The organism is Arthrobacter oryzae, from assembly GCF_003634095.1.
In the GTDB taxonomy this organism is placed as follows: domain Bacteria; phylum Actinomycetota; class Actinomycetes; order Actinomycetales; family Micrococcaceae; genus Arthrobacter; species Arthrobacter oryzae.
Genome location: NZ_RBIR01000009.1, coordinates 162,182 through 178,471 on the forward strand (window position 1 = coordinate 162,182; position 16,290 = coordinate 178,471).

The following is a 16,290-nucleotide window of genomic DNA, read 5'->3' on the forward strand; positions in this document are numbered from 1 at the left end:
TCACCGGGTTGCGTGGACGGCGGAGGTCCACCGGGTCCGGAACTCGGTTGCCTGGTCTCCCGACCACTTCGGTTCATAAACTGTGTTTGGCTTCCAGGGGACGATGGCGTCCTGCAGCGTCCGTGATGGTTCCAGCGCCATTCTGGCCAATGCCGCTGCTCCCAGGGCCGTGGCGTGTTGGGACGGGTAGACGTCGATTTCGATCTGCATGAGATCGGCGACGGCCTGCATGAGCACCCGGCTCTGTGTCAGGCCTCCGTCGACCCGCAACCGCTGCAGGGGCCGGCCGGTGTCGGTGGCTATGAGGGTTCCGAGTTCGGCTACCTGGGCGGCGATGCCTTGAAGGACGGCGAGGACCACGTGTGCCGGTCCGGTGGACAGGCTCATTCCCGTCAGCGAGGCCTTGGCTTCCGGCCGCCACCAGGGAGCGGCCAGACCGGCGAACGCGGGAACGCTGAGGACTCCGCCTGAATCTGCCGCTGCGATGACGTCCAATTCGGCGGCGTGATTAATGAAGCCCATGTCCTGGAGCCAGCGGACCGCCGAGGCTGCGGTGTAGACCTGTCCGTCGAAGCAGTAGGTCGGTTGGCCCCGGACGGTCCATGCCACCGAAGCTGCGAGCCCGGCCGTGGAGCGTGCGGCGCTGCTGCCGGTGTTGGCCAGCAGGAAGGCCCCGGTGCCGAATGTGCACTTGGCTTCTCCGGGCTGCAGGCAGTCCTCGGCCAGCAGTGCTGCTTGCTGGTCCACGATGAGTCCGCCGACCGCCATCATCCCGCCGAACGCGGTGGTGGTCCCGGCGATGGCGTCCGATGGGAGAATGCGCGGAAGGCGCTCACCTCCTAGTCCAAAGCGCTCCAGGAGCTCACGGTCCCATTCGGTACTGTCCAAGTCGGTCGTCAAGGACCGGCTCGCGGTTGAGACGTCCGTGACGAACTCGCCGGTCAGGTGGTGGACCAGCCAGCTGTCCGATGTGGTGACAACGCCTTCCCGCGTGACGTTCTTGCGGATCCAGGCCTGCTTCGGTGCTGAGAAGTAGGGGTCAAGGACCAATCCCGTGCGTTTGGCGAAGTCCTCTTTGAAGCCGGCGAGCGAGGCGCAGATGGCCTCGGCCCGGCGGTCCTGCCAGACGATCATGTTGGACAGGGGTTTTCCCGTGTCCGGGTCCCAGGCCAGGACGGTCTCGCCCTGGTTGGCGATGGTGACAATGTCGACCAGGGCGCCGGACCGTGCAACTGCGGCCCGGCCGGTGGCCAGGACGGAGTCCAACAGCTCCTGCGGGTCTTGTTCCACGCCGCTGCCGTCCAGATAGTGCGGGCGGACCGGCTGTTCCGCCAGGCTTAGGATTTTCCCGTCGGCCGCGACGACGACGGCTTTGGTCCCGGATGTTCCCTGGTCGATGGCAAGGACGGTGGTCACTTCCGGTGGTTCCTTTCCTTGTGGCGGACATTCGTGTCCAGTTCCGCATCGATGGAGTGCAGGCCGGGCATGGCCATCCCGGAGGGTCCCCCGCGCTTGATGAGGAGGAACGCGAGGTAGACCGCGCCGATGGCCGCCATGATCGCCACGTACACCCATGAGCTGATAAAGGATGCGTCCCGGAAGATCATCAGCATGAAGACCAGCCACGCGGAGGCGACGATGATCACCGGAACCTCGAACCTGCCCAGGCTGAAGCCTTGACTGGCGGGCAAGTGCTTTCGCTTGATGATGTAGAGCAGGACCGTCGCTGCATAAATGACCGCCGGCAGCAGGGTTGCGGCACCAAAAAGGCTGAACAGGGCGTCGGGCCGAAGGGCGAAGACCCCGAGAATGAGTTGGGCGAGTACGAACATCAGCCCGGTCGCCGCGGCAGGGGTTCCAAACCGCGGTGACACGTAGTGCCAGAGCGCGTAACCCGGGAAGCGCCGGTCCCGTGACATGGCCCAAACCAGGCGGACACCGGTCATCAGGATCACCATGCCGCAGGCAAAGATTGACACGACGACCATAACGAGCAGCGCGGTCCCGACGACCGGCCCGAGCACCCGGTCGATGACGTCAGCCACCGGAGTGCCGGACGCGGCCAGCGCCACCGGGTCACCGGCGAGAAGCGTAATGGCCAGGAGAAACAGGAATCCCAGGATGCCCGAGGCCAGAACCGCCTGCCACATGGCACGGGGCACAACCCGCGCCGGATCCTTCGTTTCTTCGGCCAGGTTCGCAGCGGACTCAAAACCGACGATCGTGAAGCCGCCCAGCAGCGTGCCCATCATCCACGGGCCGACATGCAGCAGGCTTCCCACACCAAAATAGTTTTCCGACGGGATCGCACCGGTGGAAAAGAGATTCCCGAAGTTCAGTTCCTTAGCCACGGCCCCGACAACGATCAGGAGGACAACCAGCAGGATCATGCCGATCAGCTCGGCCGAGACGGCAAAGTTGTTGACCCGTTCGGTCCAGCGGGTAGAGAAGGCAACCAGTAAGGCCTGCAGCACCAGCACAATACTCGTGATCACCCAGGCATTGGCCGGTGTGCCTCCATAGCCGAGGAGCGCGGGCAAGACGGTGGAAGCGATCGTGTAGTCGACGGCGACGACCACGACGGCGAGGAAGGTGAAGGAGATCCAGCCCATGATCCACCCCAGCACGGGGTTGGCGAGGCGGGACATCCACTGGTAGGAGTACCCGGTTACGGGAATGCGGGCTGCCAGCGAACCGAAGATCAACGCCACGGCGAGCTGCCCCACCACGACAATGGGCCAGGTCCAAATGCCCGCGGGGCCGGAACTGTTCAGCACCGCACCGTAGGTGGTGAAGATGCCCGTGGCGATCGACACGAAGGCAAAGGCCACCGCAAAGGAGGCGAAGCGGCCCGTGCCGCGTTTCATTTCCTGCTCGTAGCCGAACTCGAGGACGGCTATGTCATCGGCCGCCCCGGCCGGAGTTCCCGGCAATGAGTTGTGTGTCATGGGGACGAATCTCCTTCGATGTATTCCCCTGGAAAGGACTAAGACTGCGGCTCGCGGTGTTGGCGGGAGCCCTCAGTGCAAGCCGCGATGATCATCTGGCGCCTGAAGGTGCACTGGTCCTCGTATATAGGAATGACGCAATTTGTGGAATTACGAGGATTTGTTAGTAAAAGCATGGGCTTGTGGGCGCGCGAAGTCAAGGGGTTTCTGTGGCTGTCATCACATTGCCAATCGTGCGGGCCAGTCCAGCCTCCCGCCGCCCTTCCCTGCATGAAGATCCAGGGGTGCATCGCAGGTTCCCACCACACGAAATTTGGTTGGAAAGTTGTGTTTTTTTGTGCAATCTCCGTATGATCTGAAGCGCAGGGCTCGCAGCTTCTCGCTGACCGGCCGTCAAAGCCGCAGGTTTACTCAGGTGTGCCAGCCATAGATTGCCAGCCGTTAGGGTGTGGAGACCATGATCCGTCCGATGAAGCAGCCGGCCGGCCGCAGTACGGCGACGCAGGATTGTCAAGCTTGTCGGCCAGTGCGAATATCTCCGGCCAGCCGACATTGCCGCGCCGATGAACGTTCGCGAACAGCGGCACCCGGTGATGCCGTAGGGGCGGGACGTCCACAGAGGAGTCACACCTACCGGCACGCCTGCGGCCGTGCTTGGTCACGGGTGCCAACAGTCCAGGTCCCGTCGAATTCCCGGAGCCTATGCAGGGGATCCCATAAATGCGCTGCCTCTCCCTGAGGCCTTCACGGACGACGAAATGGCAGCTGGCAACACGTACGAGATAAGAGACGTCCCCGACGAAGGACGAAATTCACCTCAAAGCGGAGTCGCCGTCTTGGCTTCCGCTGTTAAAGAGTCGCGGGAATTCCTTGCTATATCGATCGGCATCCGCGTCAAAGGCGAGGTGCGTGTCGATCAAGCTCAAACCGACCAATACAGGAGGAGAAGCCGGTGGCATCCTCGTTGAACATTGTCATTGATAAAGCATCGCCTGTCCCCCTTTACCATCAAGTGGCTCAGGGCATAGAGGCCGCGATCCGCGCTGGAGCGCTTCCGGGCGGATCACGCCTGGACAGCGAATTGGATCTGGCCACCAGGCTGAACCTCTCCCGCCCGACGTTGCATAAAGCCATCGAGGAACTGGTCCAGTCCGGACTCGTGGTTCGAAAGCGAGGGGTAGGAGCTCAGGTGATCGCCACCCACGCTGCTCCCGCCCGCGGGATTTTGAGTCATTTTGACGATATGCACCGCCTCGGGAACGATCCGACGTCGGAGGTGCTGAGTTTTTCGCATCTGGAAGCAGACAGCGAGACCCGGGAATCGTTGAATCTTCCTGTCAACGCGCGCGTTTACCACTTCATGCGACTGCGCAAGGTTGGGGGCAGGCCTCAGGCCCTGATGGAGAACTGGGTCCGGGACGATATCGTGAACCTGGACGAAGTCAGCCTTGAATCCCGGGGCCTGTACCAGATTCTCCGTTCATGGGGAGTCGACATCCGCGTGGTCAACCAACGAATCGGTGCCACGGTCGCAAATGACTATCAGGCAAACGTTCTACAGGCCGACGCGGGCTCAGCACTCGTGACCATGGAACGCACCGCAATAGACGAATCCGGACGCAGATTAGAAATCGGTCGCCATGCCTACGTGGCCGATTCATACGCATTCAAAATGACCCTGGTTCACGGTCAATGACTGCACCGGCGCCGGCCGTTCCGGTCGGTCCGTCCCTAAGGGGCATGGATTCGGCAGCTAATTCGTCCCACACCATGCTGTGAGCAAGTTCGTACAATTGGCAGAACCTCTCAACTATCGGGACCGGAAGGTCGGCTCGAGCCTCAACCGTCGCATGCGGGCAATGATGTCAAGGCGCGCCGGGGCGCCCGACCGAGAATTTCGATGAAGAGTCACCGGCGGTGCCGGGGAGGCGTGCCGTCCGATTCCATGAACCGGCGCGGAGTTTGTAAGAATGTCAGAACAGATCTTGACTCCCCCGCTACCCCCAGCTCCACAGCCGCATCGGCTTCGCCCACCACTTTCGGACCCTCAGTACCGATGAACCCACCTTCGTCCTGACAAACCGCTGGCAGTTGTCTTTATCGAGAAAGATGGCGACCAAGACAGGGAATTCGCCTTCGTCTTTTAACCAGCTTTCTGACCGGGCGCGGCCGAACTTCCGGTCAGGTTTTGTGGTTTCGAACTGCAGGCTCCTCATCCGCCCGCCAGCTCGCACGTGCTTTGGACTCGGGTTGGAGCACTTCGATTCCGGCCTCCTGGAGCGCCTCAATGTCTGTACGGCTGGTTTTGCTGTCGGTGATGATGCCCGACAGCTTGTCCAGCCCGCATACGTGGCGAAAGGCGGTGCGGCCGAGTTTTTCGCCGACTGCGAGGGCATAGGCTTTCGCCGACTGTTGAATCATCAGCTGCTTGGTCGGTACGTCTTCGCTCGCATAGTCGGTGAACCCGGCAGTCACATCAACGCCGCCGGCGCCCAGGAAGGCCCAGTTCGCGTTGAAGCTTCGCACCTGGGCCAGAACTTCGGGCCCGTAGGTCGTCATTTCGCCTGTCCGGACCCTTCCGCCGAGTACGTAGAGTTCAACACCTGGCCGGACTCCCAGGATCGAGCCGACGGAGAGGCTGTTCGTAATGACGATCCCGTGAAAGGTCACGGGCAGGGCCATCGCGACGGCCTCGACAGTTGTTCCGACGTCGAGAAAGATCGTGTCCGTGTCTGAAATCATGGATGCGACAACGGCTGCGATTTCTTCCTTCTCCGCCCGGTTCTCCGTGGAGCGGATTGCGCGGTCCGGTTCCCTGTCGACCAACCGCGCGGGGGCCATTGCGCCTCCATGGATCCGCTTGAGCTCGCCGGAACGTTCCAATGCCATGAGGTCACGTCGGACCGTTTCCCCGGACACGGACATCTGCGCGGCAATGTCGGCCGGCCGGAGATATTCGCCCTGGCCGACGAGCTCGACAATCCTGCGGCGCCGCACTGCGGCCGGCTGCTTCATCGGATGGATCATGTTCTCCACACCCTAACGGCTGGCAAATCTATGGCTGGACAACTGAGCAAGCCTGCGGCTTTGACGGCCCATCAGCGAGAAGCTGCCAACCCTGCGCTTCAGATCATACGGAGATTGCACAAAAAAACACAACATTGCAGCAACCTTCCGCGTGGTGGTGGCCCCCGAAGCGCCCCTTGGATCTTCCTGCAGGGAGGGGTGGCGGGAGGCTGGACTCGACTTGCCCGCAAGATCGGTGATGTGATGCCGGTCATATAAATCCCTTGACTTGGCGTGCCCACAAGTCCATACTTTTACTAACAAATCCTCGTAATTCCACAAATTGCGAACCTGCGTCAGGATCGGCCCAATCCAAAAAATGCGGTTGTCAGCATGTCTTGACAAAGAATCAGACCATGTCCAGACTTGGTCGACATACGGATCACTGAAGGCGAACCCAGGCTGGAAAGCCGGCTATTCGCGCCATGGTCCACACCCCCATCAATTCAATGGAGAATTGCGTGCAAAAAACAACGATTGAGCGGCTTCGTGTGCCCCGGCCCGGGGACAGGAATGAAGTTGCAAAGACGTACTACCCGCCCGAGCTTCGGGCCGCCATCGTAGGGACCGGCGGTATCGCCCGGATCCATGGCCAGCGGATCCAGGACCTGGGGTCGCGTGTGGTCGGGGTTTGCGGCCGGGATCTGTCAAAGGCTCAGGCTCTTGCTGCCGAGCTACAGCCCGCCGGTCGCAGGGGCGGGTTCCGCAGGCGGGACGGTATCGAACCGTTCGCAGACCTGGGCCGGATGCTTGATGAGACCGGGCCGGATGTTCTTCATGTGTGTTCCCCTCATGGTTTCCACGCGGCTCATGCACTGGAAGCTATCAAGCGGGGCATCCATGTGATCTGTGAAAAACCGATGACCACCACCGTTGAAGACGCTCAGCGTCTGCTGGACGCGAGCGAAGCTGCGGGAATACACGCCGCCGTGTGTCTGACTCAGCGCTCCTACCCGATGGTCGCCGAGTTGCGGGGCCGGATTCTTTCCGGAGAGATCGGGAAGCTTCAGGCGGTGCGTGGCGGGTTCCTGTCCTGGGACTCCAGCCACGAGAACTGGGGATGGGGATTTGACCCGGCGATCGCCGGCACGTCCTACGCAACAGCAGACCTCGGTGTCCACTGGCTGGATCTTGTCGAGCACGTCACGGGCTCGCGAATCAGCCAGGTGGACGCTCGGTTCTCGACCCTGCGGCCCACACGCGTCAAGGACGGACGGGAAGTCGATGTTCAGGCCGAAGACTACGTCAGAGTGTTCCTTCAGCTTTCGGACGGCACCCCCGGGTCCGCAGTCTTCTCCGGTGTATGCGCCGGGGAACCAAACGCCTGTTTCATCGACGTGGACGGTATGGATGGCGGCTTCCACTGGCAGGCCGATGATCCGAATGTGCTTCGGCACCGGCGTGCCGATGCCTCGATCCTGACGATCGCCAGGGATCCCGAGCGGCTCTCGGCCGATGCCGGACGAATCGCGTTCACTCCGGCCGGGCACGCCGAGGGATTTGGTGACGCGTTTAGAAACCTCATCCGGGACGTGTACGCGGCTATTGGAGGCGACCCGGTGGCCTATCCCACCTTCGCCGACGGCCGACGGCTTGTCTCGGTAGTCCACGCAATCCAAGAAAGCGCTCAAACCCGAAAGGCGATCGACATTGACTAATCTCCTCGTAGAAGACAGCCCGGCCAGCTCCCAGCCAACAGTCAGCGGGACAGCAAAAAATGCCATTGAGTTAAGGGGAATCCGGAAGAGTTACGGGGACGAAGTCGCTCTCCATGAGCTTGACCTCGACATCCTTGACGGCGAATTCTTCTGCCTGCTGGGCCCGTCCGGGTGCGGCAAGACCACCACTTTGAACATCATCGGCGGTTTTGTAGGAGCCACGGCAGGGGCCGTCAGCGTTGCGGGGGTGAACGTGACGAAACTTCCGCCCAACCGCCGACCGATCAACACCGTGTTTCAGTCCTACGCACTCTTCCCCCACTTGAGCGTCATAGAAAACGTTGCGTTTGGAATGCGGATGGCGAAGGTGCCAAAACCCGAGCGTCTCAAGAGGGCGCAGGAGGCACTGGACCTGGTCGGTCTTGGCACCTTCTCCGACCGCGCGGTCACCAAGCTGTCCGGCGGACAGGCCCAGCGCGTGGCCGTTGCCAGAGCCCTGGTCAACAAACCCAAGGTTCTGCTCCTGGACGAGCCCCTCGGTGCACTGGATCTTAAGCTCCGGAAGCGGCTTCAGACCGAGCTCTCCATAATCCAGCGCCAGGTCGGGACCACCTTCGTGTTCGTCACCCACGACCAGGAGGAGGCAATGGGTCTCGCGGACCGCATCGCGATCCTCAACGGCGGGCGGATCGAGCAGATCGGGACGCCGGAGGAAATATACCGCAGGCCCTGCAGCCGCTATGTTGCGGAGTTCATCGGCGAATCCAACATCCTGGGGGGCCGGAAGCAAGGCGAAGTCTTTCACCTTGAAAACGGTGCACACGTGCCCATTACCGCCAACGCACCCGAGGACACGACGTCGCTGGTCATCCGGCCCGAATCCCTCCGGATAACCGCGAACGGCTTCCTCGACGCCGAGATCGTTTCGCGCGCCTACCTCGGGGCAACCACGCGGATCGTGATGCGACTTTCCGGCAGTGAACAACTTGTCGTCTCATCGCTTAGCGATCACGCGCTCGAGGACCATGACCGAACCGGGCTTGAGATTGGCCAGATGGTGTCGCTCGCATGGTCCATCAAGGCCGCCCACCCACTCGTAGAACAGCTTGAGAAGAAGGAAGACCCCAATGGCAAATCTGAATAACGTAAACATCAATCGCCGCTCATTGCTCCTCGGGTCGTTGGCCCTGGGCGTGAGCCCGTTCGTGCTGAGCGGATGCGCCTCCGGCGCCAGCAGCTCCGGTTCAGCCGGCGGGACGGTCAACTGGCTCACCTGGTCGGACCACTTCTCCAATGACCAGCTGAAGAAAGTCGCGGCCTCATCCAAAATCACGGGCGGACCCAAACTGTTCTCGGACAACGCCGATGCCCTGCTGCAGATCAAACAGACCGGCAGCCAGTTCGACATCGTCTCCGGCGACGCCCTCTGGGTGAAGAAGTACAGGCAGGAAGGCCTCATTGATCCGTTCCAAATGAGCGAGATCGCCGTGAGCAACGAGCTGTACGCAGAAGCCCGGGACTTTTCCTTCCTCAAAGACCCCCAGGGCTACCTGGGATACCCGTTCTCCTGGTCGAGTGTGCAAATCTATTTCAACCCGAAACTGGTCAAGACTCCCCCCACGTCGTGGGAGTCGCTCACCGACCCGGCTTTCAAGGGCCAGATTGTTGCCGAGAACATTCCGACCGACCTGCTTGCCATCGGCGGGCTTGCCACCGGCTCGAAGGAGCCGTACGCGTTGAAGGGCGACGGACTCACCAGGGCTGCAGATTTCCTCAAGGCCCTGAAACCCAACGTGATCAAGCTGGCGAGCCAGAACAACGAAATCATCTCGATGCTCGCCAGCGGTGAGGCCGCGATCGGGATTTCCAACCTGGGAACGGATCTGCGCGTCAAGGCCGCCGGCGGCCCACAAATTGAGGCGGCCTACCCAAGGGAAGGCACGATCGGCTTCATCGACGCCGAGATGATCACCTCCAAGGGCGCCAACCAGAAGCTGGTTCGCCCCTTCCTGAACGCGATGGAGACCTCTGAGTACATCGTTGAGAACTTCAAGACCAATGGCCGGCCCCTGTTCAACGAGAAAGCCGCCAAGATCCTGCTCAATGATCCGAAGACGGCGCAGGACGCAAAACGGCTGTTCATGGGGAACCCCGAGAAGGCCCTCGCCATGACGCTCAAGGGACCGGCTGAAAACCAGCAGTCCTACACGGAGGCATTCAACCAGATCTTTGGCGCCTAAGATGGCGACCCTTGAGACCGCCAGGGTCCCGGACGCCGGACCGGGACCGGCCAAACCCGACGCGAAAGTCGCCCGGCGCGAACGCAGGAACTGGCGGCAATATGTGGGCTTTACCCCTGCCGCCATCGTCTTCGGCGTCTTCTTCATTGCCCCGCTCTGCCTGATCGTTGTTTACTCGTTCTGGCAAACCAAGGACTACAACCTGGTGCCGGACTTCACGACGAAGAACTACGCCACGATCGCTACAACGGACACGTACATCAAAACGCTGGGCAAGACGATTCTGATGGCGTTGCTCGCCACCGCAACAACACTGGCGATCGCTTTCCCGTTCTGCTACTGGCTCGTCAGGTACGTTCCGCCGCGGCTGCAGCGAGTTTTGTTTCTCCTCGTCATCCTGCCGTTCTGGACCAGTTACCTGCTGAGGGTCTATGCCTGGGTCGCGATCCTTGGCGACAACGGCGCCATCAACGTCCTGTTGAAGAACCTCGGGCTCACCGATTCACCCGTGCGGTTGTTCCTGTACGACACCCCGGGCGTCTTCATCGTCCTCGTCTACCTGTACTTTCCGTTTGCCGCTCTCACTCTGTACTCCTCGCTCGACCGCTTCGACTGGAGCCTGCTCCGGGCCGGCGTCGACCTGGGCGCTTCGCCCATGCGCAGCCTTGTGACGATCCTTCTCCCGCAGATGAAACTGGCCATGGTCACCGCCGGAATCTTCGTCTTCATCCCCATCCTGGGCGAGTACGTCGCACCGGAGATCGTCGGCGGGACCAACGGAGTCCTCATGGGGAACCTCATTGCCAACTTCTTCGCGGGATATCTCTTGCCCCTCGGATCGGCCGCCAGCGTATTGATTGCCCTGGTGATTCTCGTCCTCCTTGTCCTCTTCAGAAAAGGACTCGACACTAAGGATATTTATGGCTCATGACATGGAAGTCGTAAACCCCCGCGCCGGGCTCTTTCGAGTCATTCTCACGGCCTACGGGGTCCTGATCTACCTGTTTCTGTTCACTCCCATCGCCGTGATGGTCCTGCTTTCGTTCAATAAATCGAAGGTGGTCGGCTTTCCGATGACAGGGTTCACCCTGGACTGGTATTCATCGCTCACGCAAAACATGATCATCCAGGACGCACTCGGGAAGTCCCTGGCCGTGGGCGTCTCGGTCACCGTTCTCGCCACGGTCATCGGCACCGCTGCGGCGTTCCCGCTGGTGCGGGCCCACATCAAGTACCGCAGCGCCGTCCGGGTCTTCATCACCTTGCCCATCATGATTCCAGGGCTCCTCATCGGCGTCGCGATCCTCGTGCTTTCGACGAATATCCTGCATTTGCAGCCGTCCTTGCCGATCGCCGTCATCGGTCAAACAGTCCTGGCAACACCGTTTGTCATCCTCGTGGTGTCCTCACGACTGGAGAGCCTGGACCGCAACTTCGAGCGAGCCGCAGCGGACCTGGGCGCGGGTCCGGTGCAGCGGTTCAGCTTTGTTGTCCTGCCCCTGGTTTACCCGGGGATCGTGGCCGCGGCCCTCATGGCCTTCACGCTGTCGCTGGATGAGTTCGTTGTCACCAATTTCATCATCGGCAGCGATCAGACGCTTCCGATCTATATCTACAGTCAGCTCAAGTTCGGGATCACCCCGGAAGTCAACGCTTTGGCCTCTCTCATGCTCCTGGGAACGATCACCTTGGTCGTTGTGACAACGCTGGGTCTGCGCCTGATCAAAATGTTGACCGCAAAGAGCAGGCAAGAAGAAAAAACAGGAGTTCCTGCATGAAAAAGTCTTGCGAAATTTCAGTCGTCCTGGAGGCGTTCGCCGACACCCCCCTCGAAGAGGTGCTTTCCTGGCTAAGCCAGGAGGTTCCCGAAGTGACCGCTATCGAGGTCGGGGCAGGCGGGTACGCGCCGCACCCCCATTGTGATCCGGATGAGCTTCTCGCCAGCGAGTCCGGCAGAAGCCGGTGGCTTTCGACACTGGCACGACACGACATCGCCCTGGATGCGCTCAACGTGTGGGGCAACCCCCTGCACCCTGACCCCGAAATCTCCCGGGCCCACGACAATGCCCTGCGACGGGCAATCCGGCTGGCCGGCCCCCTGGGCACGGACACGATCGTGGCAATGTCCGGGTGCCCGGCCCCAACCGCCGCTGACGTGTCTGCTTCGTTTGGGGCCGGCGGCTGGCTCCCGTACCTCGAAGGCGTCCACGACCGGCAGTGGGAGGAACATGTCGCACCGTACTGGTCCGAAATCGCCGAGTTCGCCAAGAGGGAGAACCCCGACGTTAACCTCTGCATCGAGCTGCACCCTGGAACCACGGTCTACAACGTGGAGACGTTCGAAAAATTCACGGCGCTTGGATCGAACCTCTACGCGAACCTGGACCCCAGTCATTTCTTCTGGATGGGCATGGACGCGAACAAGGTTGTCGAGCGGATCCTGCCCAGGATAGGCCACGTCCACGCCAAGGACACCTCTTTCAACGAGGAAGCACTTGCCCTGAACGGGCTGCTCGACCACCGGTGGCCCGCCAGCCCGGCGGAGATGCCATGGAACTTTTCAGTCCCTGGCCGCGGCCACGACGAAGCCTGGTGGCACGCGCTCATCGCCCGGTTCGCCGACTCACCCGTCAGAAGTGTTTCTATCGAACATGAGGACCCCTTCGTCGACGCCAAGACAGGCGTTAAGGAGGCCGCCGGGCTCATAGACCGTGCTCTCAGCGCCACCTGGCCAAACCCGGCTCCCCAATTCGCAAACCTCACCCCCTAACTAATACATCTCAAGGAGAACCCAGACATGACTCGTCGACTCAAAGTTGGTGTGGTCGGTGCCGGCCTCATCGCCCAGGTGATGCACCTCAACTACCTCAGAGAGCTGTCCGACCGGTACGAAATCGCCGCGCTCTGCGACATCTCGGCGGAAAACGCCAAAAACAATGCCGAGCGGTACAGCATTCCGAAGACCTTCTCCGACTGGCGCGAAATGCTTCAGGAACCGATCGATGCGGTCCTCATCCTGACGTCGGGAAGCCACGCTCCCATCGCCATCGCCGCGGCCAAGGCGGGCAAGCATGTCCTCGTCGAGAAGCCGATGTGCTTCTCGGTCGAAGAAGGCCTGGAAATGCAGGCGGCCGCCGAAGAAGCCGGCACCGCGCTCATGGTCGCCTACCCCAAACGGTACGACCCGGCGTACGAACGCTTCCGGGACTTGGCCGCCGACACGGTGGATCCTCGTCTTCTCCGGGTGACGACCTTCGAGTCCCCTTTCCTGCCCTACGTCCAGCACTACTCCCTGGCGCCGGTGTCCCCGATTCCCGCCGAGGCAATTGCCCTTTGGAAGACTCAGACCCAGGAAAGCATCACCCGGGCCATCGGGGACGCTGACCCGTTCCTGCGCGAGAGCTACCACGCCGTCCTTCTGGACACCTTGGTGCATGAACTGAACACCATTCGCGGCGTCTTCGGCGAGCCCACGAGCCTGGACTATGTCGACCTGACGGCCGGAAGCCTCACCGTCGTGCTCAAATTCGGTGACCTGACCGCGGCGATCCACTGGCTCGACCTCCCGGGAATCACCCGTTACGAGATGGAGTTCGCGATCTACGGCCCGGAATCCCGCACAACGCTGAGCTTCCCGTCGCCCTTCCTGCGCAGCGCACCGGCAACCGTGGAGATCATTGACGGCGAAGTCGGTACGGCGAAATCCCGACACATCAGCGAGACCGTGTCGTACGAAAGCTCATTCAAGCTGGAACTCCAGGCCTTCCACGATTGCGTCGTCAAGGGCACCGAACCGCTCACGAACGCTCAGGACGCCCTGCACGACCTGGCCCTTTGCCAGTCCATCATTCGATACATCCAGCAGGGAGAGCCCATTGCGCACCCCAGCTCGATTGACGCCCCCGCGTTCGTTAACTAATCAAGGATTCTGATCATGCAGAGCAATAACACCGGCATCGTCGTGGCAAACGCCCCCATCAGCTACGGAGCATTTGAAGTCACAGTCGGGATCGACCCGAACGTCCCCGATGGGGCTGCGATCCTCGAGGCGGTCAGCTCGGCCGGGTACGCCGGAATCGACCTCGGTCCTGTCGGCTATTTGGGGGACGGGGCGGAGCTAGGCGAAGGCCTCGCCGCGCACGGTCTGGGTCTGACCGGCGCCTACCTTGAGTTGCCGTTCTCAGACGCCTCCGAGCTGGACGCGATGATGCCCGAACTCGATGCCATGCTGGACACCTTCGATGCTATTTCCGAATTTCAACGCGGCTTGCCGCCGAAACCGACCATCGCCGATGCAGGTGCCGAACACCGCCGGAATTCTCCAGGCTCCGGTCAGAGGAACCCCACGAGCGGCTACAGCCCGGAGCAATGGGATGCCTTCGCGATCGGGCTTGCCCGTGTGGTTGAACATTGCCGCAAGCGTGGCTACGAGCCGACGTTCCATCACGAGACCGGTACATACGTCGAGTCTCCGGAGGAGATCGCCAAGGTATTGGAAATCTCGGACATCGGACTGTGCCTGGACTCCGGACACTTCCTCATCGGCGGCGGCGACCCCGTGGAATATCTCCGCACCTGGGCCGACCGCATCAATCATGTGCATCTGAAGAGCGCGAGTATCGCCCGGTTCAATGAAGTCGTTGCGGAGAAGCTGCCCACGACCGCAATCTGGGAACGGGAAGTGTTCCCCGTGCTTGGCGAAGGCGACCTTGACTGCGATGCCTTTATTTCCACACTGAAAGACATCGGGTACTCGGGCTGGCTGGTCGTTGAGCAGGACATCCTGCCCCAGACGGCGGAGCGCTTCGAGCGCGCCATCGCAGACCAACAGGCCAACAGGACATTCCTTGCGGAGCGTGGACTGTGAGCCCGCGTTTTCGCCTCGGTCTGATCGGTGGCGGCCGGATGGGACGCACCCACCTTAGGGCGCTGACGGATTCAGCCTTGGTGGAGTGCGTTGCCGTTGCCGAGCCCTTCGAATCATCCGCACGGGAACTGAGGTCCATGGGTCTGGCGGTATTCCCGACCGTGGAAGAGATGCTCGCTGCTGGTGGTCTTGACGGTGTCATTATCGCCGCACCCACCGATCAGCATGTCGAGCTCGCCACCAAAGTCATTGAAGCCGGCGTCTCAGTGCTCTGCGAGAAGCCCTTCGGTATCTCCGCCGAAGACGCGCGGAAGGCTGCTGCGCTGGCCGCTGAACGCGGCGTCGCTTTGCAGATCGCGTATTGGCGTCGTTTCATCCCCGAACTGGTTGCGCTCCGCCGGGAGATCGCGGCCGGGAAGTTGGGCAATATCCAGCATGTCGTGTGCTCGCAGTGGGATGAGGCGCCGCCGGCGGCAAGTTTCCGAAACCACAGCGGCGGGATCTACATCGACATGGGTGTTCACGAAATCAACCAGGTGCTCTGGCTTCTTGACCAGGATGTCTCCGACGTGACAGCCGTGGCAGGGCCCGCCACGGAAGACCCCGATGCGGCCAACGACGTGGACAGCGCACAGGCGCTGATCTCCCTCTCGGAGGGGGCCACCGCGATCGTCTCCCTTGGACGCTTTTATCCCGGGGGCGATGTAGTCACGGCCGAAGTATTTGGCTCGATGGGGCACTCCCGCATTGAGGTCGTTTCGCCCGAGAGCGGGGAAGCTCCCCAGCTGGAGGCGCTGCGCCTCCAGGCCGAGTCCTTCGCCCGCCACGCGGCGGGCGCTCCGTCCGAAGGCACCACAGCCCTGGAAGCTGCAGAGGTACTCGAGATTGCACAGCGGTTGACTGACTCAGCCAGGATTGCCGTCCTCGCCGGGTGAACGCGTTCCCGTGAGAAACGGACCGGGTATGGAACGCAATACCCGCCGATAATTTCGGGCAAATCGGGCCGGAAGTTGAGTTAGAAACGACGCGCTGAGTAAGCGGCACGGGTTGCTCACCCAAGGGAGCAACCCGTGCCGTCTCAGAGCAGAATCACGGTCCGGGACGCTTCACTTGACGGTTCGTCTGCGGTTAGGGGAAGAACCGGCAGTTGAACTCGTCCCGGAACGGGCTTCGGCAGGCCGGCGGAGCGGCCCAACAATGACCGGACACGCAGACCCACCGTTCCACCAGAAAGGAAACCAATGCCAACGGCCCCCTCTCTTCGCCTCACCCGGCCCTCCGCCGGCGGGAAAACCACTGACGGTCGTGCTGAAAGGACCCCGCGATGACCCCCTCGGTTGCAGTCGCTGCCGTGACGTTTGACCGTCCCAGGGAGCTGGCAGTCCTGTTGGATGCGATCAACAACCAGACCGCCCAGGTGCGCTCCATTTGCCTCGTCGACAGCGGCACGGTGCCTTCCAAGGACGTCTCCGACCGGCACGCCAACGTGGACTATGTCCGCTCCGAGGCGA

General features: G+C 61.6%; 14 protein-coding genes. 11 read left to right on the top strand and 3 right to left on the bottom strand.

All coding sequences use genetic code 11. The annotated features are described in order from the left end of the window. Together C8D78_RS17050 and C8D78_RS17055 are read right to left on the bottom strand one after the other, a co-directional pair. On the bottom strand, nucleotides 1-1,416 hold the full coding sequence (locus C8D78_RS17050) for an FGGY family carbohydrate kinase (protein WP_120955048.1): 1,416 nt from the start codon (nucleotides 1,414-1,416) through the stop codon (nucleotides 1-3). Further along, entirely contained in the window at nucleotides 1,413-2,948 is a 1,536-nt protein-coding gene (locus tag C8D78_RS17055; protein WP_120955049.1) for an amino acid permease, read from the bottom strand. Before C8D78_RS17055 ends, C8D78_RS17050 begins: the two co-directional genes overlap by 4 nt. A gap of 952 nt (nucleotides 2,949-3,900) precedes the next feature. Between C8D78_RS17055 and C8D78_RS17060 the strand changes: the two genes are divergently transcribed. Continuing rightward, nucleotides 3,901-4,644 (top strand): GntR family transcriptional regulator, encoded by a 744-nt coding sequence (locus C8D78_RS17060; protein WP_120955050.1) that lies wholly within the window; start codon nucleotides 3,901-3,903, stop codon nucleotides 4,642-4,644. Between the two features lie 485 nt (nucleotides 4,645-5,129). Here C8D78_RS17060 and C8D78_RS17070 read toward each other — a convergent pair whose 3' ends face one another. Further along, complete coding sequence (locus C8D78_RS17070) at nucleotides 5,130-5,975, bottom strand: DeoR/GlpR family DNA-binding transcription regulator (protein ID WP_120955051.1); 846 nt, start codon at nucleotides 5,973-5,975, stop codon at nucleotides 5,130-5,132. A 464-nt stretch (nucleotides 5,976-6,439) separates the two neighbouring features. Between C8D78_RS17070 and C8D78_RS17075 the strand changes: the two genes are divergently transcribed. The 10 genes from C8D78_RS17075 to C8D78_RS17120 all read left to right on the top strand — a co-directional run. Then, on the top strand, nucleotides 6,440-7,672 hold the full coding sequence (locus C8D78_RS17075) for a Gfo/Idh/MocA family protein (RefSeq protein ID WP_120955052.1): 1,233 nt from the start codon (nucleotides 6,440-6,442) through the stop codon (nucleotides 7,670-7,672). After that, nucleotides 7,665-8,816 carry an ABC transporter ATP-binding protein gene (locus tag C8D78_RS17080; protein WP_167467943.1) on the top strand — a complete coding sequence of 384 codons (1,152 nt, stop codon included), beginning with the start codon at nucleotides 7,665-7,667 and terminating at the stop codon, nucleotides 8,814-8,816. Before C8D78_RS17075 ends, C8D78_RS17080 begins: the two co-directional genes overlap by 8 nt. Next, nucleotides 8,800-9,912: an ABC transporter substrate-binding protein gene (locus C8D78_RS17085; protein WP_120955053.1), complete on the top strand. Its 1,113-nt coding sequence runs from the start codon at nucleotides 8,800-8,802 to the stop codon at nucleotides 9,910-9,912. Before C8D78_RS17080 ends, C8D78_RS17085 begins: the two co-directional genes overlap by 17 nt. Before the next feature lies 1 nt (nucleotide 9,913). After that, a complete protein-coding gene (locus C8D78_RS17090) occupies nucleotides 9,914-10,843 on the top strand; it encodes an ABC transporter permease (protein ID WP_120955054.1) in 930 nt (309 codons plus the stop codon). Next, on the top strand, nucleotides 10,833-11,690 hold the full coding sequence (locus C8D78_RS17095) for an ABC transporter permease (RefSeq protein WP_120955055.1): 858 nt from the start codon (nucleotides 10,833-10,835) through the stop codon (nucleotides 11,688-11,690). The genes C8D78_RS17090 and C8D78_RS17095 overlap by 11 nt, the downstream gene beginning before the upstream one ends. Then, complete coding sequence (locus C8D78_RS17100) at nucleotides 11,687-12,682, top strand: sugar phosphate isomerase/epimerase family protein (protein ID WP_120955056.1); 996 nt, start codon at nucleotides 11,687-11,689, stop codon at nucleotides 12,680-12,682. Before C8D78_RS17095 ends, C8D78_RS17100 begins: the two co-directional genes overlap by 4 nt. 27 nt (nucleotides 12,683-12,709) lie before the next feature. Continuing rightward, nucleotides 12,710-13,831, top strand: coding sequence for a Gfo/Idh/MocA family protein (locus tag C8D78_RS17105; RefSeq protein ID WP_120955057.1), 1,122 nt, complete (start codon nucleotides 12,710-12,712; stop codon nucleotides 13,829-13,831). A 15-nt stretch (nucleotides 13,832-13,846) separates the two neighbouring features. Beyond that, nucleotides 13,847-14,779, top strand: coding sequence for a sugar phosphate isomerase/epimerase family protein (locus C8D78_RS17110; RefSeq protein ID WP_120955058.1), 933 nt, complete (start codon nucleotides 13,847-13,849; stop codon nucleotides 14,777-14,779). Beyond that, nucleotides 14,776-15,714 carry a Gfo/Idh/MocA family protein gene (locus C8D78_RS17115; protein WP_279629534.1) on the top strand — a complete coding sequence of 313 codons (939 nt, stop codon included), beginning with the start codon at nucleotides 14,776-14,778 and terminating at the stop codon, nucleotides 15,712-15,714. Before C8D78_RS17110 ends, C8D78_RS17115 begins: the two co-directional genes overlap by 4 nt. A gap of 389 nt (nucleotides 15,715-16,103) precedes the next feature. After that, the coding region (locus C8D78_RS17120; protein WP_425266716.1) for a glycosyltransferase family 2 protein at nucleotides 16,104-16,290 on the top strand (187 nt) is incomplete at its 3' end.

Bases quoted from the DNA above. Each gene is read 5' to 3' on its own strand.
- C8D78_RS17070 (WP_120955051.1), bottom strand. From the start codon at position 5,975: ATGATCCATCCGATGAAGCAGCCGGCCGCAGTGCGGCGCCGCAGGATT.
- C8D78_RS17110 (WP_120955058.1), top strand. From the start codon at position 13,847: ATGCAGAGCAATAACACCGGCATCGTCGTGGCAAACGCCCCCATCAGC.
- C8D78_RS17085 (WP_120955053.1), top strand. From the start codon at position 8,800: ATGGCAAATCTGAATAACGTAAACATCAATCGCCGCTCATTGCTCCTC.
- C8D78_RS17055 (WP_120955049.1), bottom strand. From the start codon at position 2,948: ATGACACACAACTCATTGCCGGGAACTCCGGCCGGGGCGGCCGATGAC.
- C8D78_RS17090 (WP_120955054.1), top strand. From the start codon at position 9,914: ATGGCGACCCTTGAGACCGCCAGGGTCCCGGACGCCGGACCGGGACCG.
- C8D78_RS17105 (WP_120955057.1), top strand. From the start codon at position 12,710: ATGACTCGTCGACTCAAAGTTGGTGTGGTCGGTGCCGGCCTCATCGCC.
- C8D78_RS17100 (WP_120955056.1), top strand. From the start codon at position 11,687: ATGAAAAAGTCTTGCGAAATTTCAGTCGTCCTGGAGGCGTTCGCCGAC.
- C8D78_RS17095 (WP_120955055.1), top strand. From the start codon at position 10,833: ATGGCTCATGACATGGAAGTCGTAAACCCCCGCGCCGGGCTCTTTCGA.
- C8D78_RS17075 (WP_120955052.1), top strand. From the start codon at position 6,440: ATGGTCCACACCCCCATCAATTCAATGGAGAATTGCGTGCAAAAAACA.